Annotated in this window: 23 protein-coding genes; 10 read left to right on the top strand and 13 right to left on the bottom strand. The window is 64.8% G+C overall.

The features are described 5' to 3' along the window. Positions 1 to 22: 22 nt before the first annotated feature. On the bottom strand, positions 23 to 892 hold the full coding sequence (locus tag FJ951_RS17115; protein ID WP_140516159.1) for an NmrA/HSCARG family protein: 870 nt from the start codon (positions 890 to 892) through the stop codon (positions 23 to 25). A 103-nt stretch (positions 893 to 995) separates the two neighbouring features. Between FJ951_RS17115 and FJ951_RS17120 the strand changes: the two genes are divergently transcribed. Then, the gene (locus tag FJ951_RS17120) at positions 996 to 1,886 is read left to right on the top strand and encodes a LysR family transcriptional regulator (protein WP_140516161.1); all 891 of its coding nucleotides are present in this window, start codon (positions 996 to 998) and stop codon (positions 1,884 to 1,886) included. 111 nt (positions 1,887 to 1,997) lie between these two features. Here FJ951_RS17120 and FJ951_RS17125 read toward each other — a convergent pair whose 3' ends face one another. Both FJ951_RS17125 and FJ951_RS17130 read right to left on the bottom strand, forming a co-directional pair. Next, on the bottom strand, positions 1,998 to 3,368 hold the full coding sequence (locus tag FJ951_RS17125; protein WP_210239746.1) for a VpsF family polysaccharide biosynthesis protein: 1,371 nt from the start codon (positions 3,366 to 3,368) through the stop codon (positions 1,998 to 2,000). A gap of 1 nt (position 3,369) precedes the next feature. Further along, entirely contained in the window at positions 3,370 to 5,502 is a 2,133-nt protein-coding gene (locus FJ951_RS17130) for an exopolysaccharide transport family protein (protein ID WP_140516163.1), read from the bottom strand. A gap of 265 nt (positions 5,503 to 5,767) precedes the next feature. On the opposite strand from FJ951_RS17130, the gene FJ951_RS17135 reads away from it, so the two are divergent. The 3 genes from FJ951_RS17135 (at position 5,768) to FJ951_RS17145 (ending at position 9,514) form a co-directional block, all read left to right on the top strand. Then, the gene (locus FJ951_RS17135; RefSeq protein ID WP_140516165.1) at positions 5,768 to 7,273 is read left to right on the top strand and encodes a formyl transferase; all 1,506 of its coding nucleotides are present in this window, start codon (positions 5,768 to 5,770) and stop codon (positions 7,271 to 7,273) included. Positions 7,274 to 7,593: 320 nt separating this feature from the next. Then, positions 7,594 to 8,625 (top strand): hydroxyacid dehydrogenase, encoded by a 1,032-nt coding sequence (locus FJ951_RS17140; RefSeq protein WP_140516167.1) that lies wholly within the window; start codon positions 7,594 to 7,596, stop codon positions 8,623 to 8,625. A 232-nt stretch (positions 8,626 to 8,857) separates the two neighbouring features. Then, positions 8,858 to 9,514 (top strand): GntR family transcriptional regulator, encoded by a 657-nt coding sequence (locus tag FJ951_RS17145; RefSeq protein ID WP_140516169.1) that lies wholly within the window; start codon positions 8,858 to 8,860, stop codon positions 9,512 to 9,514. Positions 9,515 to 9,571: 57 nt separating this feature from the next. Here FJ951_RS17145 and FJ951_RS17150 read toward each other — a convergent pair whose 3' ends face one another. Together FJ951_RS17150 and FJ951_RS17155 are read right to left on the bottom strand one after the other, a co-directional pair. After that, on the bottom strand, positions 9,572 to 10,573 hold the full coding sequence (locus FJ951_RS17150) for an NADP-dependent oxidoreductase (RefSeq protein WP_140516310.1): 1,002 nt from the start codon (positions 10,571 to 10,573) through the stop codon (positions 9,572 to 9,574). 96 nt (positions 10,574 to 10,669) lie between these two features. Then, a complete protein-coding gene (locus FJ951_RS17155; RefSeq protein ID WP_140516171.1) occupies positions 10,670 to 11,485 on the bottom strand; it encodes an oxidoreductase in 816 nt (271 codons plus the stop codon). A 104-nt stretch (positions 11,486 to 11,589) separates the two neighbouring features. On the opposite strand from FJ951_RS17155, the gene FJ951_RS17160 reads away from it, so the two are divergent. Together FJ951_RS17160 and FJ951_RS17165 are read left to right on the top strand one after the other, a co-directional pair. Continuing rightward, positions 11,590 to 12,159, top strand: coding sequence for a TetR/AcrR family transcriptional regulator (locus tag FJ951_RS17160; RefSeq protein WP_140516173.1), 570 nt, complete (start codon positions 11,590 to 11,592; stop codon positions 12,157 to 12,159). Between the two features lie 220 nt (positions 12,160 to 12,379). After that, entirely contained in the window at positions 12,380 to 12,685 is a 306-nt protein-coding gene (locus FJ951_RS17165) for a hypothetical protein (RefSeq protein WP_140499097.1), read from the top strand. Positions 12,686 to 12,750: 65 nt separating this feature from the next. Here the strand turns inward: FJ951_RS17165 and ugpC are convergent, their stop codons facing one another. From ugpC to FJ951_RS17195, 6 genes are all read right to left on the bottom strand, one after another. After that, positions 12,751 to 13,815 carry a sn-glycerol-3-phosphate ABC transporter ATP-binding protein UgpC gene (gene ugpC, locus FJ951_RS17170; RefSeq protein ID WP_140516175.1) on the bottom strand — a complete coding sequence of 355 codons (1,065 nt, stop codon included), beginning with the start codon at positions 13,813 to 13,815 and terminating at the stop codon, positions 12,751 to 12,753. Between the two features lie 34 nt (positions 13,816 to 13,849). Beyond that, positions 13,850 to 14,671, bottom strand: a complete 822-nt coding sequence (locus FJ951_RS17175; RefSeq protein WP_140499101.1) for a carbohydrate ABC transporter permease — start codon at positions 14,669 to 14,671, stop codon at positions 13,850 to 13,852. Continuing rightward, the gene (locus FJ951_RS17180) at positions 14,672 to 15,673 is read right to left on the bottom strand and encodes a sugar ABC transporter permease (protein ID WP_224519032.1); all 1,002 of its coding nucleotides are present in this window, start codon (positions 15,671 to 15,673) and stop codon (positions 14,672 to 14,674) included. Beyond that, positions 15,673 to 17,010, bottom strand: a complete 1,338-nt coding sequence (locus FJ951_RS17185; RefSeq protein ID WP_140516177.1) for a sugar ABC transporter substrate-binding protein — start codon at positions 17,008 to 17,010, stop codon at positions 15,673 to 15,675. The genes FJ951_RS17180 and FJ951_RS17185 overlap by 1 nt, the downstream gene beginning before the upstream one ends. Before the next feature lie 63 nt (positions 17,011 to 17,073). Then, complete coding sequence (locus FJ951_RS17190) at positions 17,074 to 17,733, bottom strand: GntR family transcriptional regulator (RefSeq protein WP_140499104.1); 660 nt, start codon at positions 17,731 to 17,733, stop codon at positions 17,074 to 17,076. Between the two features lie 19 nt (positions 17,734 to 17,752). Then, positions 17,753 to 18,637 carry a dihydrodipicolinate synthase family protein gene (locus FJ951_RS17195; RefSeq protein ID WP_140516179.1) on the bottom strand — a complete coding sequence of 295 codons (885 nt, stop codon included), beginning with the start codon at positions 18,635 to 18,637 and terminating at the stop codon, positions 17,753 to 17,755. Between the two features lie 263 nt (positions 18,638 to 18,900). On the opposite strand from FJ951_RS17195, the gene FJ951_RS17200 reads away from it, so the two are divergent. After that, positions 18,901 to 20,862 (top strand): acyltransferase family protein, encoded by a 1,962-nt coding sequence (locus FJ951_RS17200; RefSeq protein WP_140516181.1) that lies wholly within the window; start codon positions 18,901 to 18,903, stop codon positions 20,860 to 20,862. 149 nt (positions 20,863 to 21,011) lie between these two features. After that, entirely contained in the window at positions 21,012 to 21,317 is a 306-nt protein-coding gene (locus FJ951_RS17205) for a hypothetical protein (protein WP_140499110.1), read from the top strand. Between the two features lie 103 nt (positions 21,318 to 21,420). Here FJ951_RS17205 and FJ951_RS17210 read toward each other — a convergent pair whose 3' ends face one another. Next, positions 21,421 to 22,017 (bottom strand): DUF6456 domain-containing protein, encoded by a 597-nt coding sequence (locus FJ951_RS17210; RefSeq protein ID WP_140516183.1) that lies wholly within the window; start codon positions 22,015 to 22,017, stop codon positions 21,421 to 21,423. 134 nt (positions 22,018 to 22,151) lie between these two features. On the opposite strand from FJ951_RS17210, the gene FJ951_RS17215 reads away from it, so the two are divergent. Both FJ951_RS17215 and FJ951_RS17220 read left to right on the top strand, forming a co-directional pair. Next, entirely contained in the window at positions 22,152 to 22,433 is a 282-nt protein-coding gene (locus tag FJ951_RS17215; RefSeq protein ID WP_140499114.1) for a DUF982 domain-containing protein, read from the top strand. Between the two features lie 99 nt (positions 22,434 to 22,532). Beyond that, positions 22,533 to 22,835, top strand: coding sequence for a DUF982 domain-containing protein (locus tag FJ951_RS17220; protein ID WP_181165274.1), 303 nt, complete (start codon positions 22,533 to 22,535; stop codon positions 22,833 to 22,835). Positions 22,836 to 23,076: 241 nt separating this feature from the next. Here the strand turns inward: FJ951_RS17220 and FJ951_RS17225 are convergent, their stop codons facing one another. Beyond that, positions 23,077 to 23,661, bottom strand: coding sequence for a GcrA cell cycle regulator (locus tag FJ951_RS17225; protein WP_140499116.1), 585 nt, complete (start codon positions 23,659 to 23,661; stop codon positions 23,077 to 23,079). Between the last annotated feature and the right edge of the window lie 69 nt (positions 23,662 to 23,730).

Raw genomic sequence — 23,730 nt, forward strand, 5'->3', positions numbered from 1 at the left:
CCGTTGCTTGTCCTTGCTTCCGTCAAGCGGAGGCAGCGATTGCCGAGGCGAAGTCGCGATATGGGCGCAGTGGGCGTCCGAGCAAGGCAGTCAGGCGCTCGACGTCGCCGGCCTCAGGCAGCATCCCGTCGGTCAAGAACCGCTCGCCCATCAGGCGCATGTCGTAGGCCATCCAGGCGGGCAAGAGCTGCTTGAGATTTTGCTCGAAGCCTTCGGTATTGTCGCCGCCGTAGTTGATCGGGCGGCCAAGCACCTCTGACCAGATTGCGGCGATATCCGTCCCGGTCAGTGTCTCCGGGCCGACGAGGTTGATCCGGTCGAGCACAAGCGGCTCCGCAGACTGTTCGCGGCGCAGCAGCTCGAGGGCGGCGATCTCCGCGATATCACGCACGTCGATCATGGCGAGCCCTTTGGCGCCGATCGGCATTGGGTAGGTGCCGTAGCCGGTGATGACGTCTTCGATCATCAGATCGTTCTGGATGAAGTAGGCCGGGCGCAAGATCGTAGCCTTGAAGTCCATCTCCTCGATCATCCGCTCGACGCCGAACTTGCCCGCGAAATGGGGTACGTTCACATAGACGTCAGCGTGGACCACAGACAGATAGACGATCCGCTCGATGCCGGTAGATCGGGCGACGTTGAGCGCGACCAAAGCTTGGGTGAATTCGTCCGGTACCACGGCGTTCAAGAGGAACAGAGTGGAGATTCCGGACATGGCTTTCCGCAGCGAATCGACATCGAGAAAATCGCCTTGCACGACGGAGACACCTGCCGGGAAGTTGGCTTTCGACGCATCGCGGACGAGAGCACGCACATCGGCGTCGCGCTTGACGAGATGTTCGACGACTTGGCGCCCAATATTGCCCGTGGCGCCGGTAACGAGAATGGTCATGATATTTCTCCTGTTGGATTGCTTGACACCTCCAATATGTGTGGCTCACTAGCAGCCCAATAGGCGGAAATTTTAGACACGTCGTCTCACTGGTGGAACACACATGGACCTCCTTGCCCTCGCCGATTTCAATCTCGTTGCCCGTCATGGCGGCTTCGGCAAAGCGGCAAGGGCCACCGGCCGGCCCAAGGCAACCCTGTCCCGGCGCGTTGGCGAACTGGAAAGCAGTCTTGATCTGCGCCTGTTTGAACGGGGTGCGCGTAACCTCAAGCTCACCGAAGAAGGACGGGCGCTCTTCGAGCGGACGGGAGCGTTGCTCGCCGAACTCGACGAGACCGCTTCGGCGATTGCCTCGGGCGGTCAGAGACCGAAGGGGAAGCTGCGGATCAGCGCGCCTTTGCATTTTTCTCAGACCGCAATGGGAAGGATCGCTGCGGGTTTCGCCCTCAAATATCCGGAGGTGAGGCTGGAGGTCACGACCGAGGACCGGGCCGTGGACATGATCGAGGAAGGCTACGACCTGGTGATCCGGGTCAATCCGGATCCCGACGAAAGCCTGGTCGGACGGGCGTTTCTGCGCGATCGCCTGGTCGTGGTGGCTCGCCCCGACCTTCCTCGCCCGACCGGTGGACTCGCCGCTCCTGGCGTTGCGCGCGGGGCAGGCGATCTGCAGACATTGCACGTGAAGACACAAGGCGGCCGGTCAACGATCACGATCGAGCCGGTCGTCGCTTTGTCGACGCTCATCATGGTCCGGGACGCGGTGCGGGCCGGCGTCGGTGCGGCACGTCTTCCCATTTCGTTGGTGAGCCACGACCTGGCTGACGGCACACTGGTAAGTTGGGGGGAGATCGACGGCCCCGAGATCGCTCTATGGACGCTCTACCCCTCTCGACGGCTGCTCAGCGCGCGAGTGTCGGCGTTCATGGACTTTCTAAAACAGGCCTTCCCAAACGGGACGCCCGACGAACTGGCTGCCTATATTGGCAGGTGACGACCGTGCCCGCTTTCGGGCGTGGAAAGTCCTAAGAAGCGCTTTCCCGGCGTCATGGCTGAGCCCCATGTCACATGCGATCCGTCTTTGCGAAACACAGGGGATCAGCCGCTAACGGCGGAGAGGCTGCGCTCTTCGCCGGTCGTCTCCAATTGCGCGCACTGCTTGCGCCTCTTGCCGCGCCACGGCCCGCGCCGGCCGGTACAGCACCAGCGCCAGCACCACGAATTTGGTCAACAGCGTCGTCTTGGAGGCGAGGGTCTCGGAGGTGTTGAGCAGGATCAGCCAGCCCAGCATGGGCAGCCAGATGCCGGGATGGCAGCGGCGTGCCACCTCATGCATGAACAGCACGAAGCCGAACAGCATCAGCAGGGTAAAGAAGGCGCCCTGATAGAGCACCATGCGTATGATCGGGTTCTCGATGCCTTGTTCCAAGCCGTTGATGCGGCGCATGCTTTCGATCAGATCGATATCAGGCCCCACGATCAGGTCGCCCAGCCCTAGATTCTTGAAGAGGTCGAACATTTCGACGCGGGCATTGGCGCTGCCGCTGTCGGACACGAAGCGTTCCAGCAGCGCGTCGAAGAAGCCATAGGAAAAGAGAAGGGCGACCGCCACCGGCAGCAGCGTGGCGAGCAGGACCGCAAGGGCCGCGCCCAGCAGGCTGACGCGTCCATGCCGCAGATAGGCCACGCCCCTGAAAAGCAGATAGATGCCGCCGAGCGCGAGCGTGATCACCATCGCCGAACGTCCGCCGAAGGCGACCAGCGCCGCGGTTTGCAGGCCGATCAGCGAAAGCCGCAGCGGCATCGACAGCGACCGTGAGCCGGAGAGCAGCGCCAGCACATAGACCGCGGTGATCGTGGCATTGGCCAGCGGATGGCCCTGAAGCGCGGTCGAGCGCAGGTCCGTGAACACCTCGCCGTCGAGCCGGTAGGGAAACACCAGCGTCTTGGTCGCGAACTCGAACAGCGCCAGCACCGCATTCGCCGACATCACCGCGTGAACGACCGTCTGCAGCCGCGCGAAGGTCCGGTCGTCGTCCTCGGCCAGCATCAGCACCAGCAGCGCCGCCGTCACGAACGTATCGACCATGCCCGCCATGCCCGGGCGATGCCTGACGACGACCACCACCAGGAGCACGACCGAGATGACCGCCATCAGCGCGCTGGCCGGCCGCCGGTCGGCAACGGCAGCCATATAGCCGACCGGATTGCCGAACGTGCATGAACGCCAGGCAAACACCAGCACCAGGAGATAGGTCGACGGATGGATCTTGGTGGCCGGACTGCCGAGCAGGCCGTCGTAATTGTAGCCCACCAGCCATAGCATGCCGCCGGAAACGGCGAACAGCACCGCCACCGTGACGACCAGGCCGAAGCGGGTCACCCAGTCGATGGAATTGCCGGCGCGGGATGCGGCGGCGGCTTGACCCGGCGCGGCCCAGCCGGCTGCCGGGCTGGCGGGCCGGACGGCGGCCATGTCAGGCCGCCTCGTCGACCAGCAAGGCGCCGGTCGGCAACCGCCCCATGACGGAAATGGCCTGCGAGGCCGCCGCGACATCGCGCATCGGCGTCGAGTTCAGCGTGGCGACGAGCAGGATTTCGTCGGCCATCGCTACCAGCGGCGAGGCATTGAGGTTGTCGGCCAGCGCGCCGCCATCGATGACGACGAGTTCGAAGTTGCGGCCCGCCTGGGCCAACATCTGCTGGGCAAAATAGACGCCCTGCGCTTCCTGGAAGACGGCCTTTGACCGGCCCCTGCCCAAAAGCGCGACATTGCTGCCGGGCGTATACTGGCTCAACGCCTCGATACCGTACTCACCGCGAAGCACGTCGAGCACGCCCGGCTGCTGATCTTTCTGGCCGCCGCCGGCATTGGTATCGATGAACAGGATACGGCCGCCCCGGGCGGCCGCGGCATTGGCCAGCAAGCGCGCCACCCTGCCGCGATGCGCGGCGTCCTCGGGCGGCGACGTCACCAGTATGGACGGCACCAGCGGCCAGTCCGGCGGACGCCGGCCCGACGAGAACATGCGCCTCAGCGCCAGCCCGACGACCGCGTCCGTCTTCTGGCTGGCCGCGGCGGCCGCGGCGCCGAAAGGCCACCAGCGACGGGTGTTGCCCGATTTTGCCGGCACCACGCCAAGCACCGGCGCGTCGATGGCCGATTGCATCTGCGCGCTGGAAAGCACCGTGGGCGAGGAATATTCCGCGATCAGCGCCAGGCCGGTGCCGAGCCCCAGGCCCCCGAAGAGCGCGCCCAGGACAAGCAGCGACAGCGGCGGCCAGCTCTTCTTCAGGGCCGGCATGGCGCTGGAGATGATCCGCGCATTGGTGCTGTCGACGTTGATCTGCTCGCGCGTCTCCTGCACACGCTGCAGATAGTTGGCATAGACGGAGCGGACGGCCTCGAGATCGCGCTGCAACTCGCGCAGCTTGACCGAAGCCTGGTCCGTATCGAGCGACTTGGTCTTCATGCCGGCGACCTTGGCCTCCAGCGCCTGCTGGTTGGCCAGCGCTCGCTCGTAGTCGGTCTCGGCAGCCGCCCCGATGCGGCCGAGCTCGCGCCCGATCAGCGCACGCGTGTCGCGCAGCTGCTGCTGCGCCGCGATCATCGAGGGATGGCGTGGCCCAAGTTCCGTGCCGAACTGCGATACCTTGTCGACAAGCGTCGCCTCCTGCGCCCTGAGGCTCGAAATCACCGAGGAGCGCATCGCTTCCGAGGTCGCGTCCGGCGCCCCGCCCGACCTGCGCAACTGGTCGACCTGCGCCTTCAGCGCCGCGGTGCGGCTTTGCGCTGCCGAAAGCTGCGTATTCAGCTCGGTCAGTTCCTGGTCGCTGACCAGATTGCCTGCCGCCATCACCATGTTGTTGGCGGACCTGTAGGCCTCGACGGCATTCTCGGCCTGCTGGACGCGCTTGCGCTGCTCATCCAGTCGCGCGGCGATGGCGTCCGAAGCGTCCTTGGCCATCCGCGCGCGTGAGCTCGCCTGATCCGCCAGATAGGCCTGCGCGATCGCATTGGCCAGCATCGCCGACTTCTCGGCGTTCTTGGTGGTGATGATCACCTCGATGACCAGCACTTTGTCCGCTCGCCGCACCGCCAGGCGTGCGCGCAACGCATCGAGCGTCTTGGCAGTCTTGTCGGCTTCGCCCGACCCCGAACCCAGCAATCCGCCGAGTAAGCGTCCCAGCATGCCCTGCCCGTTGAATTCAGGATCCTCGGTCAGGTTGGTCGCCTTGATGGCCCTGAGCAGCACCCCCGTCGACTGGACGACGCTGACCTGGCTTTCCACACGGGTTATGCCGCCGTCGGGCGGCACCTGGCTCGGATTGACGTCGTTGCTGACCACCTGCAGGTCTTGCGGATCGATGATGATTTCCGCCGCCGAGCTGTAGAGCGCCGGCGTCAAAAGCCCATAGAGCAGGGCGCCGAGGGTCAGCAGCGCGGTGATGGCAAAGATGAGGGAACGGCGGCGCATCAATATGCGCTTCACGTCGCCGAGCTCGACGGTCGAGGCCGGGTAGGATGGCGCCAACGGCACCGCTTCGGGCGCGTATTGCATCGCCTCCGGAGCGTATTGTTGCGGCAACGAGAGCAGGGATGATTGCAAGGGTCGCTCCGACAACACTCCATGCGCCTGCAAAGATCGAATTGCGGCTTTGTCTTAGCTATGCTTCCAACTGTTAAAACACTGTTAATTATATTGAGAGCTCTTGTGAATTTTGGCACGGGGTTTGCCTAGAAGAGGCGCGGGTGTTGATACGGCGCGGGCAACGGGGGAATGACATGGAATGGGGCAACACTTCATCCGTCCGGCCGTTTCCCGCGTCCAAACACCGGCCCAATACCGAACATCACAACGATGAGGATGCGACATGCAGGTGAGCCTGCGCCTGGACAGCGAATGCCCGCGTGCCTTTCACCTGACGCTGCTGGAGCGCCTGGCGGCGCTGGCGCATGTCGAGGTCTCTGTCGATCTCAGGCCGGCCGAGGGCGGCATACCACCCAGCGCCGCGGCGCTGTTTCAGCTGGAAACGGCCATCCATGGCCTGTCCGCGAACGGGCTGGCGAAACGCCTGCCGCTTTCGGCGCTGGCGCCCTATCAAGCGCGGCCGCCGGCAGCGCCCGATCTGGTGATCGACCTCTGCGGCGACGTGCAGCGCGAAGAAACGCGGGTCTGGCGCGTGACCTATGACGGCGCGGCGGGCGAAGCAGCCCTGCTGGCGCTGATCCTCGATGGGCGAACGCCGATCGCCCGTATAGAGGAAAACGGTGCGTACCTCGCCGAAGGCCGCTTGGGCACCGAATATGGCGGCATCGCGCTTGCCTCGTTCCAGGATATGCTGGCGCGCACCGCGAGCCTGATCCTGGCGGCGATGACCGGCGCCGCGCGGCACGCCCTCTCCGTCCTGCCGGAGCCGGCGCACGGCAATGCCGCGCCCGCCCTGCCGTCCTCCGCCAAGCTTGGCGTCAGGGCCGGCAAGGCGCTGGCGCGGCGCATCGTCCAGAAGATCTACCATCTCTGCTACAACGCCCCGCACTGGAAGGTCGGCTGGCGGCAAACGCAGGGGCAGGACCTGCTCGACCTGCGGGCGCATCCGGCAACGGGCTGGCAGGTGCTTCCCGACGACGGCAGCCGCTTCTACGCCGACCCATTCCCGATCCTGTATCAGGGCAAGGTGACCCTGTTCGTCGAGGACTATATCCACCGTCTGGGCCGGGCCATCATCTCCGCCGTGCCGTTCGGCCCGTCGGGGCCGATCGGCCGCCCGGAACCGGTGCTCGACCTGCCCTATCACCTGTCCTATCCGTTCGTCTTCGAGCGCGACGGCGAAGTCTGGATGGTGCCGGAGAGCTGCGCCAACCGCACGGTCGACCTCTACCGCGCCACCGCCTTCCCTGGCGGCTGGGTCAAGGAAGCGACGCTGCTGTCAGACATCGTCGCCAGCGACGCCACCCTGGTCGAGCATGGCGGACGATGGTGGCTGTTCGCCACCGTCAGGGACGGCGGCGGCGCCTTTTCCGACGCGCTGCATCTGTGGTCGGCGCCGGACTTTCGCGGACCGTGGACGCCGCACCCCAAAAACCCCGTCCTGATCGACATCGCCTCGGCGCGACCGGCGGGCCGCATGGTAGAACGGGAGGGCCAATTGCTGCGCCCCGTGCAGGACTGCCGCAGGAGCTATGGCGCGGCGCTCGGCATCGCACGCATTGTTCACCTGGACTTGGACGGCATGAGCCAGGTTGTCGAGACCATCTTGACGCCTGGCGCGTTATGGAGCGGGCGCAAGCTGCACACGCTCAACGAGGCGGGCGGCCTTGAATTCATCGACGGTTCCGCGATCGCGCCGCGCTGGAAGCAAACGAGCGGCGGGCGCTGACGACGGCCTGCGCATAAGGTCGATACGGCCCTCCGGCAAAAAGCCCCCGCCAGTCATGGCCGGCGGGGTGAGGCTCTGGAGTAAGCCGGAATCGGTCCGGCATGGATCAACGTATGGAGCGGTGGTTGGTTGCGGCGCCAGAAGCGCATTCCCTTTCCCTTTTTTGGGCCCTTGTGCAAGAACGGCCCCTCGCCCCAGCCGCAATCCCGCCTTTCTTGTCGCGAAATTTTCCTCCTCCGTATGCATGTTGTAAGTCGTTTAATCCGGGATAGATTGGATCCAGAAGGGCGCCAAAACGATCGCGCCGGGAGGAATTCGCCATGTCCGACAGCGCCCTGCCGCTGGTCATCAGCGCGCCCGAACCGCGCACGCTCGACCTCATCTTCACGCCGCCGCAGCTGGCGCGCTTCAAGGCGAAATATCGCATCGTCGAGACGACGCCGGACGGCGTGGCGAAACTGCCGGCCGATGTGCTGGCCGAGGCCCGCTACATCGTCGGCCAGCCGCCGATCGCGGCCGAGACGCTGGAGAAGATGAAGGCGCTGCGCTGCGTCTTCAATGTCGAGAGCAACCTCATCGACAACATGCCCTATGAAACGCTGTTCGCGCGCGGCATCCATGTCGTCACAACGGGCCTGGTCTTCGCCGAGCCGGTGGCCGAGCTCGGCCTTGCCATGGCGCTCAACCTCGCCCGCGGCATCGTCGATGCCGACCTTGCCTTCCGCAAGGGCGAGGAATTGTGGGGCGGCGACGGCAACCGGACGGCGCGGCTGTTGTCAGGCGCCGATGTCGGCATCATCGGCTTCGGCGATCTCGGCCGCGCGCTGAACCGGCTGCTGTCGGGTTTCCGCACCAGGACAAAAGTCTTCGATCCCTGGCTGCCGCCGTCGATCCTGATCGACAATGGCGTCGAGCCGGCCTCGATGGACGAGGTGCTGTCCGCCAGCGACTTCGTCTTCGTCGTCGCCTCGGTGACCAGCGAGAACCAGGGCTTCCTCGGCGCCGACGCCTTCGCCAGGATGCGCAAAGGCGCGGCCTTCATCCTGCTCAGCCGCGCCGGCGTGGTCGACTTCCCCGCTTTGATGGCGGCGGTGAAGGGCGGCCACATCCTCGCCGCCAGCGACGTCTTCCCCGAGGAGCCGCTGGCGCGGGACCACCCGGTGCGCGCCTTGCCCGGCTTCCTGCGCTCGGCCCACCGCGCCGGGGCGCTCGACATCGCCTTCAAGCGCATGGGCGACATGGTGCTGGAGGACATGGACCTGATCGACCGCGGCCTGCCGCCGCTGCGCTCCAAGCGCGCCGAGCGCGAAACGGTCTCGCGCATGCGCTCAAAGCCGGTGGACAGGAACTGACAGGGCGGCGACGTCCCTCGCGTCGCTTGACAAAAGCATGGCCAGCGACGACCCTCGCCCGGCCCATCTGGGGGCTCGGCAAGCGGCAGGGACCGTCGGCGGTAATGGCGCAGCTGGCGGGCTCAAGGCCAATCGGTCCGGCCGGCCAAGCGGTCCGGTTCTCTTTTTTCGCCATGGCAAGGCGGCAAGAGCGGCCCTCGCCATGAGGCTGTCGAAAACGCGACGGAGCGCGATGCTCAACACGATCGATTATGGCGGCAAGGAAGCCGATATCGTCCACGCGCTGGAGGAAGACATCATCTTCGGCAGGCTGGCGCCCGGCGCGCGCCTGGTCGAGGACGTGCTGCTCGCCCGCTTCCCGGTGTCGCGCCATACCATTCGACAGGCGCTCTATCAGCTCGAAAGGCTAGGCGTCGTCACGCGCGAGCGCAACAAGGGCGCCATGGTGCGGCGGCTGTCGCCCGACGAGGTACGGCAGATCTACGAGGTGCGCGAGATGCTGCAGCGCCAGGCGGCGCTGATGATCCGCCTGCCGGCGAGCGATGCGCTGATCGAAGAGCTGACGCAGATCCTCCGCATCTATAACGGCCATGTCGAGAGCGGCTACCTGCGCGGCATCCACGAGGCCAATGATCGTTTCCATCTCACCATGTTCTCGGCCTGCGGCAATGCCTATCTGGTGGCCTCGATCGAGCATTACATGCGCCTCAGCCTGCCGGTGCGGGCTAACTCGCTGGCCGACAGGGAAAAGCTCGACATCTCGCGCCAGCACCACGCGATGATGATCGAGGCGCTGAAGCGCCGGGACAATTGGGTGCTGGCGCAGCTCTGCGTCGACCATTTGCAGCCCAGCAAGGCGTTCTATCTCCAGGAGATCGAGAGCGGCTGAGACCGCCCTGGCTAAAAGGCGCAAGACTGATAACAGGCCGAGCGGCGCCGGCGCCTTCTATCTCACCTTCACGACCACCTTGCCCTTGGCGCGCCCCGTCTCGACATAGGCCAGCGCCTCGTTGGTCTTTTCGAATGGGAATACCTGATCCATGACAGGGTGTATGACGCCGGATTGGATAAGTGACGTGATCCTGTTCAGCTGATCGCCCTGCGCCCACATGAACAGGAACGAATATCCGACCCCGGCGCGTCTGGCCCTGCCGCGTATGCCGCGGCTCAGCAGGCGCAGGACCAGTTTCAGGACAATGTTGAGGCCTTTGTCCCTGGCGAATTCGGGATCCGGTGGACCGGAGATGGAGATGAGCTTTCCACCCGGCTTCAGCACATGCAGGGATTTCTCGAGCGTCTTGGCGTCCTGGCTGTTCAGGACGACGTCGTAGCCGTGCAGGACCTTCTCGAAGTCCTCCTTCTTGTAGTCGATGACGACATCGGCTCCGAGACGTCTCACCAGATCGGCGCTCGCGGCACTGGCCGTCGTCGCCGCGGTGGCGCCGAGATGTTTTGCCAGTTGGATGGCGAATGTCCCCACACCGCCCGAGCCGGCCTGGATGAACACCCTCTGCCCTTTCTTCAGCCCTGCCCTGTCGACGAGCACCTGCCAGGCGGTCAGGCCGACCAGCGGAATGGAGGCCGCCTCCTCCATGCTGAGACTGTCGGGCTTCAAGGCCACGTCGGCTTCTTCGACGGCGATGAATTCGGCGAATGTCCCGATCCGTCCGTCGCGCGCCCGCGCATAGACTTCGTCGCCGGTCTTGAATTTGCGTACTTTCGACCCGACGCGAATGACGATGCCAGCCACGTCATGGCCAAGGATGAATGGCGGGCGGTAAGGCAATATGAGTTTGAACTCCCCGTCCCGGAGTTTGGAATCGAGAAGGTTTACGCCAGCGGCGTGGACCTCGATCAGGACATCGTTGTCGCGCGGTTCCGGCTCAGGCATCTCTGCAAGCCGCAGGGCGCCCTTCTTCTGATATTTGTCGACGACAAAGGCTTTCATCATATTCGCTTTCTTGAAATGAATCCCGATATCGGACAGGCTGGGCTTTCGGGGCAGCGAAACTGCTTGTGCGGGCACCGACTTGGCACGCTCCGTTCAGGCAGGCAGGCGGAACTGCTTGCGCAAGGTCTTGTCGAACGTCGCGGCGGGCGCGAACCGCCGCAGCGTGCTGACCAGCCGGGCTGTCTTGCCGGCGGTGTAGCGTCGGCGCTGACGCTTCTCGGTGGCGGCCCTGAGTACCACATTCGCCACCGCTTCCGGAGGGTCTGCTTTCGGCATCACGTCGCGAAGCAATGCGTCGATACCGGCGCGGGCCTGATCGTATTCCTTCATGACGGAATCGGGCTCGAGCCCGTTCTGGTCGAACACGGTGCGCACGAAGGCAGGTTCGATGACCGAAACCCGGATGTTGAAAGCGCGAACCTCGTGGTCGAGCGATTCCGAATAGCCTTCGAGCGCGTGCTTGACGGCGGAATAGTGGGCCGAGTACGGCGCGGGGACCAATCCCAGGATCGAGCCGATATTGACGATGCGCCCCTCGCCGCGCCGCCGCATCGACGGCAGCACCGCGTTGATCATCCGCATGACGCCGAACAGATTGACATCGAACAGGGCCTTGGACTGGGAAACCGAGGATTCCTCCGCGCCTCCCAGCAGCCCGACGCCGGCATTGTTGACCAGAAGGTCTATCCGGCCGGTCCTGGCGAGGACATCTGAAACCAGAGCTGCGACCGACGCGTCATCGGTCACGTCACAAACCAGCATCGATATCCCGTCCGAGCCCTGGCCTGATATTTTGCGGCTGGTGCCGAAGACGGTGAAACCCGCCCGCGCCAAAGCCTCCGCGCTGGCGCGGCCGATGCCGGAGGAGGCGCCGGTCACGATCGCCGTCTTTCCTGAATTCCGGTTCATCTGGTGACTCCGAACTCGAGAGGTCTTGCCTCTCGGCGATGATTGAATTATGATCGTAATATCACATTACGGGTGTAATGCAATAGGGAAGCGGAAGGAGCGCCATGCGCTACGAAAAAGGCCGGAAGGACGCATCACGCAGCCGGATCATGGAGGTCGCCGCCGAACGGTTTCGCGGTGACGGCATCGCCGCGTCCGGACTGGCAAGCATCATGAGCGACGCCGGCATGACGAACGGCGCCTTCTATCCACACTTTCAATCCAAGGCCGAACTCGTCCGCGAGAGCATGGTCGCGGCACTGGAGGCTCAGTCGCAGCAATTGCAGGAGGCGTTGGCCTCGGGAGGGTTGGAGTTGGCCCTCGCGATGTATCTGTCGCCCGAGCACCGGGATCATCCGGAGACCGGCTGTGCTTCGGCGGCGCTGTTGCCCGAAATCGCGCGTCAGCCATCCGAGACCCGCGCGCTCTACACCGAACGATTAATGACTCTGGTGCGCCAGCTATCGGCGCAATTGCCGCCTGCAACCCGTGATCCGGAGGGCGTTGCATTGGGCGTTTTCGCGGCGCTCATCGGTGCCCTTCAACTGTCCCGCGCGGTGGAGGGAACTGAATTGTCCGATCGCATGCTGACGGCGGGAGCGGAGGCGGCGCGGACTCTGGTCCAGCCGCGCTAGGGTGAAGAGGAAGGCGCTATCCCGTGCGATGTGCCCCCGCTGCAAATCTAACGATGCAGCCAAACGAAGAAAAAAGCGGAAAGTTTCGCCGCCGTTGAACAATATATTTGTTCAGACCGGGCCTCAGCTGACATGGCGAACCGGAACTTTCCTCCAAACCTTCCGTTTCTTTGAAGATCGTTGCTTCGACGGTCGAAGAGCAACAGGGAAGGATCCTATCATGAACATCAAGATGATCTGCGTCGGCGCGATGACGCTTTCGATGCTCGCGGGCTCGGCCCTCGCCGCCGCGAACAAGGGCACGTCGGCACTCGACGACCCGGCCAAGATGCAGCCCTTCTACACCGACTCCAGCATGAAGAAGATGCGCAGCAGCGACGAGTTCACGAAAGCGTGGAAAGCGCTCACTCCGGAAGACCAGAAGATGATGATGACGGCCTGCGACGACGAGGCCAAGGACGCCAACGCCGCCAACAGCCATCCAGAATTCTGCAGCAGCGTCAAGGCGAATGGCGGCAGCAAATAGACCGGCCTAGAAGCAGGCTTTTGTAGCCCGCACCCTGAAGACAGCCCCGTCCCGCGGGGCTGTTGTCATGCGCCGACGCGCCGGCCGGTTTCGGCGTCGAACAGATGCGCGCAGGCGCGGTCGACCTCGATGCGCACCAGCTGGCCCTGCTTGAGCGCCAGCCGCTCGCGGAAAAGGCAGTCTATCTCCTCGCCGCCGCAGTCGACCTTGGCGAAGATCTCCGAACCGGTGGCTTCCAGCAGCGTGACGCTGCCGGGTATGCCTTGGCTGCTGGCGCGGATGTGTTCGGGGCGGATGCCGTAGACCAGCTCTCCGCCCGGGACCTGTGCCGGATGAAGCGGCGCCGGCAGCGGCAAGGTCAGCCCGCCTGCGCTGCGGAAGACGCCTTCCTCGATGCGGCCGCGAATGAAATTCATGGCGGGCGAACCGATGAAGCCGGCGACGAAGAGATTGGCCGGCTGGTCGTAGAGGTCGAGCGGCGCGCCGACCTGCTCGACCAGGCCGTCATGCAGCACCACGATCTTGTCGGCCATGGTCATGGCCTCGATCTGGTCATGCGTGACATAGATGGTGGTGGTGCCCAGCCGCTGGTGCAGCGCCTTGATCTCGCCTCGCATCTGCACGCGCAGCTTGGCGTCCAGGTTGGAGAGCGGTTCGTCGAACAGGAAGACTTGCGGGTCGCGCACGATGGCGCGCCCCATGGCGACACGCTGGCGCTGGCCGCCCGAAAGCTGGCGCGGGAAGCGGTCGAGCAGCTTTTCCAGGCCGAGGATACTCGCCGCCCTGTTGACGCGGCCGGCGGTATCGGCCGGATCGGCTTTCTTGATCTTGAGCGCGAAACCCATATTGTCGGCCACCGTCATATGCGGGTAGAGCGCGTAGTTCTGGAACACCATGGCGATGTTGCGGTCTCGCGCCCTGAGATCGTTGACGACCCGCTCGCCGATGGCGATCCTGCCGGCCGAGATCGTCTCCAGCCCCGCGATCATGCGCAGCAGCGTCGACTTTCCGCAGCCCGAAGGTCCGACCAGGATCACGAACTCGCCATCGGCGATGTCGACGCTGACGTCGTGAATGATCCTGGTCGCTCCGAATGCCTTCTGCACATTGTTGATGGTCACCGCTGCCATTTCATGTCCTCACCTGGAAAGAGTGTCGTCGGCTTCAGCCGCCCTTGACCGCGCCGGCGGTCAGCCCGGCGACGATCTGCCTTTGCGCGAACATGGTCAGCACCAGCACCGGCAGCGTCACCACCAGTGCGGCGGCGGCCAACGGCCCCCAGCTCACCTGCTCGTAGGAGAGCATGTTGTAGACCGCGACCGGCAAGGTCCGCGTCTCGCGGCTGGCCAGCACCACGCCAAAGACGAAATTGTTCCAGGAGAAGATGATGGACAGGATGAAGGCCACCACGATGCCTGGCCGGGCGATGGGCAACGCGACCAGCCGGAACACCTGCCATGAGGAGGCGCCGTCCATGCTGGCGGCCTCCTCCAGCTCCATCGGCGTGGTTTCGAAATAGCCGATCATCACCCAGACCACGATCGGCACCGTGACCACGAGATGGATGATGATCTGCGGCCACAGCGTGCCCAATATGCCCGCCCACTGGAACAGCAGGAACAGCGGGATGAGATAGGACAGCCCCGGCGTCATGCGCGCGATCATGATGACGACCGCCGACCGTTCGGCCTTGAGCCGCGCTATGCCGTAGCCGGCAGGCACGCCGATCAGCAGCGCCAAGAGCGTCGCCGTGCCGGTCACCAGCACCGAGTTCCAGAAGTAGAGCAGGAAATTGTTCTCCTCGAACACCTTGGCATAGTTCGACCAGGCCACGTGCTCGGGGATGAAGACCGGCGGCGAGGCGCCGTTGTCGATCTCGAATTTCAGGGACAGCGAGATCATCCAGAGGAAGAACAGGATCGCCGGCGAGACGAAGACCAGGGCGGCGAAGAACAGGCCGATCCGGTTGAGCAGTCGCGAACGCATCTATTTGCCCTCCGCGTCGGTCCAGCGGCTGCGCTGGCGCAGCATCAGCAGGACGAAGGACAGCGCTACGATAAGAACGAAGAACACCACCGCCATGGCCGAGCCGTAGCCGACGTCGTAATAGGAGAAGGCGATGTTGTAGAGATAGATGTTGATGGTCTCGGAGGCCGTGCCCGGTCCACCCTGGGTCATCGCATAGATGATGTCGAAGCTCTTCAGCGCGTCGATCGTGCGGATGATCACCGCGATCATCAGGAACGGCGCGATCATCGGCAAGGTCAGGTACCGGAACTGCTGCCAGGCATTGGCGCCGTCGATCTCGGCGCTCTCGAAGGGTTCGCGCGGCACCGAGGCCAGCCCGCCCAGCACGATCAGCATCACCAGCGGCGTCCACTGCCAGGTCTCGACAGCGACCAGCGAGGGGATGACCGTCCTGGCGTTGAATATCCATTCCTGCGCCGGAATGCCGACCAGCGACAGAAGGTAGTTGAGCACGCCGAGTTGCGGATGGAACATCATCGTCCAGACCAGCGCCACGGCGACGGGCGTGGCCATCATCGGCATCACGAAAATACCGCGCAGCACGCCGCGCAGCGGGAACCGGGCATCGAAGATCAGCGCCGCGACCGTGCCGAGCAGCATCGGCGCGGCCACCGAGAGGAAAGTGTAGGACAAAGTGTGCGCGAGCGATTCCCAGAACCGCCCATCGCCGACCAGTCGCAGATAGTTCTCCATCCCCGCGAAGCTTCGCGACTGGCCAAGCGTCCAGCGGTTGACGCTCATCCACAGCGTGAAGGCCCAGGGAAAGACGATGACGGCGCCGACGACGACCAGCGCGGGGACGACGAAGGGCCAGTAGCTGGGAGCCAGCTTGACGGGCCGGCCCCCCTCGCTTGCCTGTTTCGTCACCCCGGTACGATCGGTCGTCGCCCCGGCGCGATCCGTCGTCGCCCCGGCGCGACTCGTCGTCGCCTCGGCGCGCTCTGGGGCAGTTGCGGACATCAGCCTTGCTCGCTCCTGTCGAGGACCGGCTGGAACTGTTCCGTCGCCTTCTTCAGTTCCTCCGCCGGGTCGGCCCCGGCGAGCAGGTTGCTGAGCGCCACGCCGTAGATGTCGCGGAATTCGGTGACCGGGATGATGACCGGCAGCGCCAGCCGGCTGACATTGCCGGAGCCGACCACGGCATCGAGCCAACTCGCCGGCATGGTCACGCCTTCGCGCACCTTGGGGTCTTCCAGCACCGATTTGCGGAACGGCACGCCGGCACCTGCCTGCAGCAGCCGCGCGCCCATGCCGGCCGACACCGCCCATTGGCAGAAGAGATAGGCGGCTTCCTTCTTCTCGCTGGCCGTTGTCACGCCGAGCCCGTCGCCGAACGTACCCGAGGCATGCGCCTTGGGGCCCTTGGGCATGACGCCGTAGCCGACCTTGCCGACCACCCTCGACTTCTCCGGATTTTCCATCGGCGGCGCGAAACCGACGCCGTCGAACCACATGCCGATCTTGCCTTGCAGGAAGGCGGATTGCGCTTCGGCCCAGTTGAATCCGGTGACGCCGGGCGGCGCGGATTTGGTCATCAGCCGCTGGTAGAGGGCGGCCGCCTCCACCGCCTCGGGCGCGGTGGTGCGCAGCTTGCCCTTGTCGTCGAGCGGCGTCATGTCGTAGCCGAGCATCAGCGAGGTCCAGACCGGCGTGTTGGCGTTCTTGAGGCCGCGCGCGACGAAACCGTAGGTGTTGGTCGACGGGTCGGTCAGAGCCTCCGCGGCTGAAACGAGCTGATCGAAGGTTTCGGGGTATTTGAGGCCCTTGGCCTCGAACAGCTCCTTGTTCCAGTAGATTATCCAGTAGTCGACCGAGAACGGCAGCGAGCGCAGCACGCCCTGGCCGTCCTTGGCGAACAGCATGCCGGCATCGGCAAAGTCCTTTTCGACCAGGCTCGGATCGGTCAGCGTCGGGTCGGCAAGGTAGCCCGATATGTCGGCCAGCCAGCCGCCCTTCTCGAACTGCCGCTTCTGCACATGGTAGCTCAGATGCACGACGTCGAAGCTGGGTTTGCCGGAGCTGAGCTCGATCACCGTCTTCTGGCGCTGCTGCTGCTCGGGCGTCGCCTCGGCATTGACCTTGATGCCCGTCAGATCCTCGAACTCGGCGAGATATTTGATCAGCGTGTCGCTGCGCGGGCTTTTCACCAGATTGACGTCGAGCGTCGTGCCCGCGAAGCGCTTCCAGTCGACGCCGGCGGCAAGGCTCGGGCGGATACCGGCAAGGCCGGCGCCGGCGAGCATGGCGGCGCCCGCAAGGAGCTGCCTTCTGGTTGGGTTGAATGGATTGGACGGCATTTCTTCCTCCCGGTTGCTGTCGTTGTCGATTGCGCCGCGACAGGCACGGCGCGGCCTGCTTCCTCAGATATGGAGCGCCAGCCGGCGCGCATTGTCGATATGCTGGCTGATCGCCTCTACCGCCTTTTGTGGATTGCGGCTTTCGAGGGCTTCGATCACGCTCAGATGCTCGCGCATCACCGGCACCACGCGCCCGTCGATGCGGAACCGTTCCTGGTGGATCAGGCGGATCTTCACCGAATTGACCAGATAGGCCTTGGCAATGATCTCGTTGCCGAGCGCATCGATGAAAGTATCGTGCATGGCCCAGTCGATGGTCTGAGCCCTGGCCTCCATCTCCGGCGTCGGGGTCTGCGCCAGCGCCTGCGCAAGCATGTCCTCATGCTCGCGGCGCAAGCGCGCGAGTTCGTCGTCGGAGGCGCTGACGGTGAACAGCGCCACCGCCTCGCGCTCCATGAACAGGCGGAACTGGAAGGCCTCGCGGATCAGGCTGATGTCGATATGCGCAATCTGCATGCCGCGCTGCGGGATCGTCGTCAGCAGCCCCTCGGCTTCCAGGCGCGGCACGATCTCGCGGATGGCGCCAAGCGGCAGGCCGGTGAAGGCGACGAGTTCGCGCTGCGACACGAACTGGCCCGGCTTGAGGTCGCGTGCCAGCAAATGCCGCGTGAAGCTGGCATAGGCCTGCTCCCGCAGATTTGTCTGGTCGCCGCCATTGGCCATTTCAGCGCTTCCCTTCCCGTCAGGCCGCCGCGGCCGCGAAAAGAGTGTCGTAGGCAGCGCCAAGCTGCTGGCGCCCCGGCGCCGCGATCGGCTCGAGCGGCGGCCGCACCGCCAGCCAGCGCTCGTCGCCGGTTTTGCGCGCCACCATCACCTTGACCGCCGGAATGACCGGGTGCTTGAGCAGCTCGAGCACGAAACGCTCGACCCGCGCATCGTCCTGCCCCATCTGCGCCATGGCGAGGACCTCGCCGGCGGCGAAATTGGCCATGCCCGAAATCGCGCCCTGGCCACCGATCCTGACCGCCCGCGCCAGATGCCGCTCGTCACCGATCAGGATCACCAGATCGCCATGGGCGCCGAGCAGCGCCTCGCTATAGGTCCAGTCGCCGCCGGAATCCTTGACGCCGGCGACCACGTCCGGAAACGCCTGGCGCAGCCGGCCGATCAGCCCCAGCGAAAGCTGCACCGTGGTGACCGAGGGAATGTTGTAGAGCAGCACGCCGCGGGCCAGCGGACCGAGAGCGGCAAAGACAGCGGAAAACCAGCCGAAAAGGCCATCGTCGCCGATATTCTTGAAATAGCTGGGAGGGGCAAGGAGGATGTTGCGGGCGCCGCGCTGCAAGGCATGCCGAGCCTGCTCGGCTGCATCCTCGGCCGCATCGACCAGCACGCCTGCGACAAGCTGATGCGGCGCGATGCCGGCCGCCAGCATCGCCTCGGTGACAGCCCGCCGCTCCTCGGTGCCGACCGAAGCGCCCTCCCCGGTGGTGCCGAAAAGCGTCACACTGGTGCAGCCCTGCGCCAGGCAGCTTCGGGCCCACGTCACCATGGGTGGAATGAGGATTTGCCCCGACGCATCGAAAGGCGTGGCCAGAGCAACCGAAAGACCAAAACGCGATGTCACCAGCGAGCCTCCAAAAGAGCAGTTCGCAGGTAGTGATATCACGCTAACATGTTAGTCGTAAATAGGGCGGGCACCATTTACCGGAAACATAAGATGTGAGGCGTCCGGCGGCAGGCGTCATCCATGCCTCGCGTCACCGTCATCTCCGTTTCTGCCGCTGTCCTTTTTCCTGCCATGTTGCGTTGCGAAAGATTTGTTGCATTGCGATACGATCCGCCCCGACTAACAATGGTCGCGGGTTGGGCTTGCACGAAGGATTTGTCGTGGCAGCATCGTTCCGACCCGATATCGAGGGAATGCGCGCACTGGCGGTAGCAGGCGTCGTCGCCTATCATTTCGGCCTCGCCGCCCTGCCCGGCGGCTTTGCCGGGGTCGACATCTTCTTCGTTCTCTCCGGTTATCTCATCACAAGACACCTTTTGCAGGAGATCGGCGAGAGCGGCCGGCTGAACCTGTGGCGCTTCTATGCCCGCCGCGCCCGGCGGTTGCTGCCGGCCTCGCTGTTCGTCATCCTCGCCACGCTGCTGGCCGGCGCCTTCATCCTGTCGCCGGAGGAACAGGCGCTCTATTCGAAGGGCGCGATGTTTGCCTCGGCCTATATGATCAATCTGTGGCTGATCCGCTGGTCGTTCGACTATTTCGCCTCCGATGCCGCCAACAACCCGTTCATCCATTTCTGGTCGCTGTCGGTGGAGGAGCAGTTCTACCTCGCATGGCCGGCGCTGCTTGTTCTCGCCGCATGGCTGCGGCCGGGACGGCGCGCGGCTATCGTGGTCATCGGCGTCACCGGCCTGGTTTCGTTCGTGGCCTGCGCCTGGCTGACCAGCGTTTCGCCGCCCTGGGCTTTCTATTTCTCGCCGCTGAGGGCCTGGGAGTTCGCCGCCGGCGGGCTTGCTACGATGGTGCCGGCGAATTTCCTCCAGTACCACCCGCGGCTGCGCGCCGCGCAAGGCTGGCTCGGCCTGGCGCTGATCGTGCCCGCCTATCTGCTGCTGGACGAGGCGCTGCCCTTCCCCGGCCTGCTGGCGCTGCTGCCGGTCGTCGGCACGGTGCTGCTGCTGGTCAGCGGGGCAGGCGAGCGCCAAGCGGGTGGCAAGCTGGCCGGCGGCCCCACGGCTGTCCTGTCGCTGCCGCCCATGCAATCGATTGGCAGGCTCTCCTATTCGCTCTATCTCTGGCACTGGCCGGTCATCGTCTATGCGGGAATGGTCACCGCGGAGCTTTCCGGGCTGGACAGGTTTGCCTGCCTGGCACTGACGCTGATGCTCTCCATCTTCACCTATCACGTCATCGAAAACCCCGTGCGCCGCAACGGCTGGCTGATGGCAAGCGCCGCCCGCGCGCTCGTGCCCGCGGCGCTGCTGACCGGCGCCGGCGTGGTCGCGGCCTACGCCAATGCCAAGTTTGCCGTTCACGAACTCGATCCGGAGCAGCGCGTCATCGCCCAAAGTGCGGCGCGTCCGTCCACCGCGCGTGCCAGGGGCGGCTGCGTGCTCGACTACGAGACCGTCACTCCGAAGCCCTGCGTGTTTGGCGCCAAGGATGCGAAAGGCACGATCGCGCTGTTCGGCGATTCACATGCCGACCACTGGTCGACGCCGCTGATCGAGGCGGCCGAAAAGCGCGATTACCGGGTGGTTACCTGGCTCAAATCCTCGTGCCGGGCGTCCCGGCTGTCGACATGGTCGAGCAAGCTGAAGCGCGACTACGCCGAATGCGACCAGTGGCGCGAGCAGTCGATCAAGGAGATCCTGGCGCTGAGGCCGGCCCTGGTGGTGATCTCGGAAATCGCCCTGACCAGTTCGCGCAAGATGGCCGCCGGCAAGGATGAGCCCGACAGTCAGGACGCGGAGTGGAAGGCTGGCCTGCGTTCGACACTGGAGACGTTCAGCAAGGCCGGGCTGAAAGTCGCCTTCATCCGCGACGTGCCCTTCAACGACGAGCAGGTCGACACCTGCGTGGCGCGTGCGCTGTGGCGCGGCGACACGCCCTCGCTCTGTGATCAGACGCGCGCCTATGCCGCCAACGACGCCATGGCCGCGGTGGAGCGCGACGTCGTGCGCAGCATTCCGAACGCCCGCTATGTCGATATGACCGACCAGTTCTGCAACCAGACCACCTGCCATGTCTTCATCGGCGGCAAGATCGCCTTCCGCGACCGCCACCATCTGGCGACCGCTTTCGCCGAGACGCTGGAGAAGCCGCTGGAGAAAGCGCTGTTTTAGAAGGGGTTAGCGTCCCTTCTTCAAAGGCGCGCTGCCAAGGCGCCGCCCCCTCACAGCGCGCGCGGGCACGAAACATTGGTTTACCGGCTTTATGGGAACAGGGCCGCGAGGGCAGCGTTTATTAGATGAGCCTTAAAGAGGAGGTTGCCATGAAGAAACTCTTGCTCGCATCCGTGATTGCCGTCGCTTCGGCGGTGGCCGTGATCGCCCCGGCAAATGCCGCCAGCATCACCCTTGGCATCGGCAACGGCTATGACGACGATTATTATGTTCCCAGATATCGTCACCACTATCGCGATTATTCCGACGATGACGGCTACTATCGCCGCTACAGCATGTATGACGAGAGCTACCGTCCGCGTTATTACGGTCATCGTCGCTGCCACACCGAGGTGATCAAGCACTGGCGTCATCACCATCGGGTCATCGAGAGAGTCCGCGTCTGCAGGCGTTGACCTGACAACAATCCGGCCGGCATCGCGCCGGCCGGATTGTCGTGCCCAGCCCATGCCCAGGAATGGCGCCACTGCCGTGCGCGCTACGCCTGTCATCCGGCTACTATTTTCGCATCATCATCCCGTAGTGCATCGCCAGCAGATCGAGCCCGATTCTCAACAGCTTTGCCGCCACGTCCCTGCCCTCGCTCATCTCTCCCGCCACGCCTCTGACCGACTGCTCCAGGCACACGATCTTCCGCACCACGTCGACCACCTCCCAATGGCCGAGCGCGCGGGTCGCTGCGGCGTGCGACCGTCCGGCATTGAGCACGCTGTCGGTGATGCCGCCGCTTATCCTGTCGCCGTCGACGCGTTCGCTCCAGCGCATCGGCTTGATATCAGCCTGCTGGCTGGCGCGGAAATCCTCGCGGTAGCGCAGACCGGCCTCGCGCTGCTGGCGCGACAGCGAGGTGATGCCCAGCAGCGGATCGATGCTGCGCACCCGCACGATACCACCGGTGGAGGTATGGCCGTCATTGGACACCTCATAGACGCGCCGCGCCTCCGACGTGCCGGTTGCGAGCCGCTTGCGGCCGAACTCATCGTCCCGCAACGCGAAATCATGGCCGACCTCGCGGCGGATGCGCACCTGCTCGGCCTCGCCCTTCGGCAGCTTCGGCGTCTGCGGTTTAGCTGATCTGGCGGCTTTCTTGCTCATGGCTGCGTCCTTGTGGGGAGTGGATTGAGGTGCTGGCTGGCGCGGCAGCGATCCCTGGCGAAATTGGCTGCGTGCGCCGGAACCAGCGGCGAGGCTGGGCGTTGTGCCGCACCAAACCAACAGGAGGTATGCCCATGACCGCCTTCATGCCGGTGACCTTGCGCTTCTGCGACAACAAGACCATGCTGGTGGGCTCTATCGCCCAGGCGGCGACCGCGCTTCGCCGGCAATGGCCTGACAAGACGGCCACCGCCTATCTGGATGCGGCAAGGCTGGTCAGGCTTGCCATCGACGGCAGCTGCCGCCAGCGCGTCGCCTTCGAGGCTTTCACCAAGGCGGCCGGACAGCAGGGGCTGCTGGTGGCGAAGCCGCGTAGCCGCGCCCATGAGTGGCTCGACGCCGCCGCGGGCCCGTGAGGCGGCTGAAAACGTGATGCAACCGCGCCGCCGCCTTGCACGTTGATAGGGGCTGGCTTCCGAGCCGCGCGCAACGCCAAGGTAACCGCCGTGGGTACCATGAAAACAGGATCTCCGCTCAAAGTATGCCTGGACGGGCATGTCGAGGTGATCGACGGCGTCGCTGAGGCAGCCGACTTCCTGCAGCGCTGGCCGATTGAACGGCGTGGTCATGTCTACCGCAGTGCGCTCAACGCGTGCAGCGCAGCCATCGCGGCGCAGATTTCGCACGCCGACGCGATGAAAGCGTTCACCGGCTTCGCCCGGGTTACCCGTATATTGGCCGGCGACGACGGCCGGCCAGCGATGCCTGATGCAATGAGCGTGCGAATGCCAAAGCAGGGCCACGATCTGCCAAAATAAAGGCGTTGCGTGGCCGCCGTTCCCGCCAGATCGCCACCATTGCAGAAGAAAAGCCAGCGTTGCAGCTAGTCTCTTTCTCCCCGTTTTACGGGGAGAAATGCCCGGCAGGGCAATGAGGGGCGGCGCCACCGTTTCGATACCTTGCATCTGACCCAATCTCCCTCCCGAATTCATGCCGTTCCCAATCCTGCACCCGGCGCCGCCCGCCTGCCGTTAGCTTCTCTCCAGAACGGGAGGAAGCTCACCCCGCCTCGCAGACACGCCGGCGGAAGCGCGCCTGGTGATAGGTGCAGTAGCTTTTCATCGCCCTTGTGCGCATGCCGCAGCACAGCATGTGGACGCCCGGCCGGCCGCCGGGCGCGTCGTTTTCCGGATTTTGCTCCAGCGCCAGGTCGAGCGGAGCGCGGCAGCGGCCGAACAGGCAGTCGACGAAGCGCATTGCCACGCCATGCGGCTGGCGGCCGATCGGGCTTCGGTGCGGCACCGGTACCTCGAGGCGGTAGGCTTGCCCGTCCGCGATCAGCACGCCGGCCTCGCGCGCTGCGAGGCGTTCCGCACCTTCACCCTTCGGCACGCGCTTGTGTCCGGCCTTGGCGGCGCGGTCCGCGGCTTTGTCATTCGCCCTCTCGGCTGCCGCGATCCGCTTGCTGTTGGCAAAGCCGATAGAACTCAGCATGGCGTTGCGGTGAACGATGCCGATGATGGCGTCGCGCGACACCGGGCTGCCTCGCGACGCGCTGAACCGAGCCGCGATGCGCGAGGCGGAAAGTCCGTCCGTCAGCCAGCCGGCGATCGCCTGCAATTCCTTGTCGCCGTAAAGTGCCATGTCCTGGTCTCCGTCCATTGCGCGGCCGCGGCAGCGCGCGACGCGGCCGGCGAGTGTCGGCCCGCCGCA

The organism is Mesorhizobium sp. B2-2-3, assembly GCF_006442405.1.
In the GTDB taxonomy this organism is placed as follows: Bacteria; Pseudomonadota; Alphaproteobacteria; order Rhizobiales; family Rhizobiaceae; genus Mesorhizobium.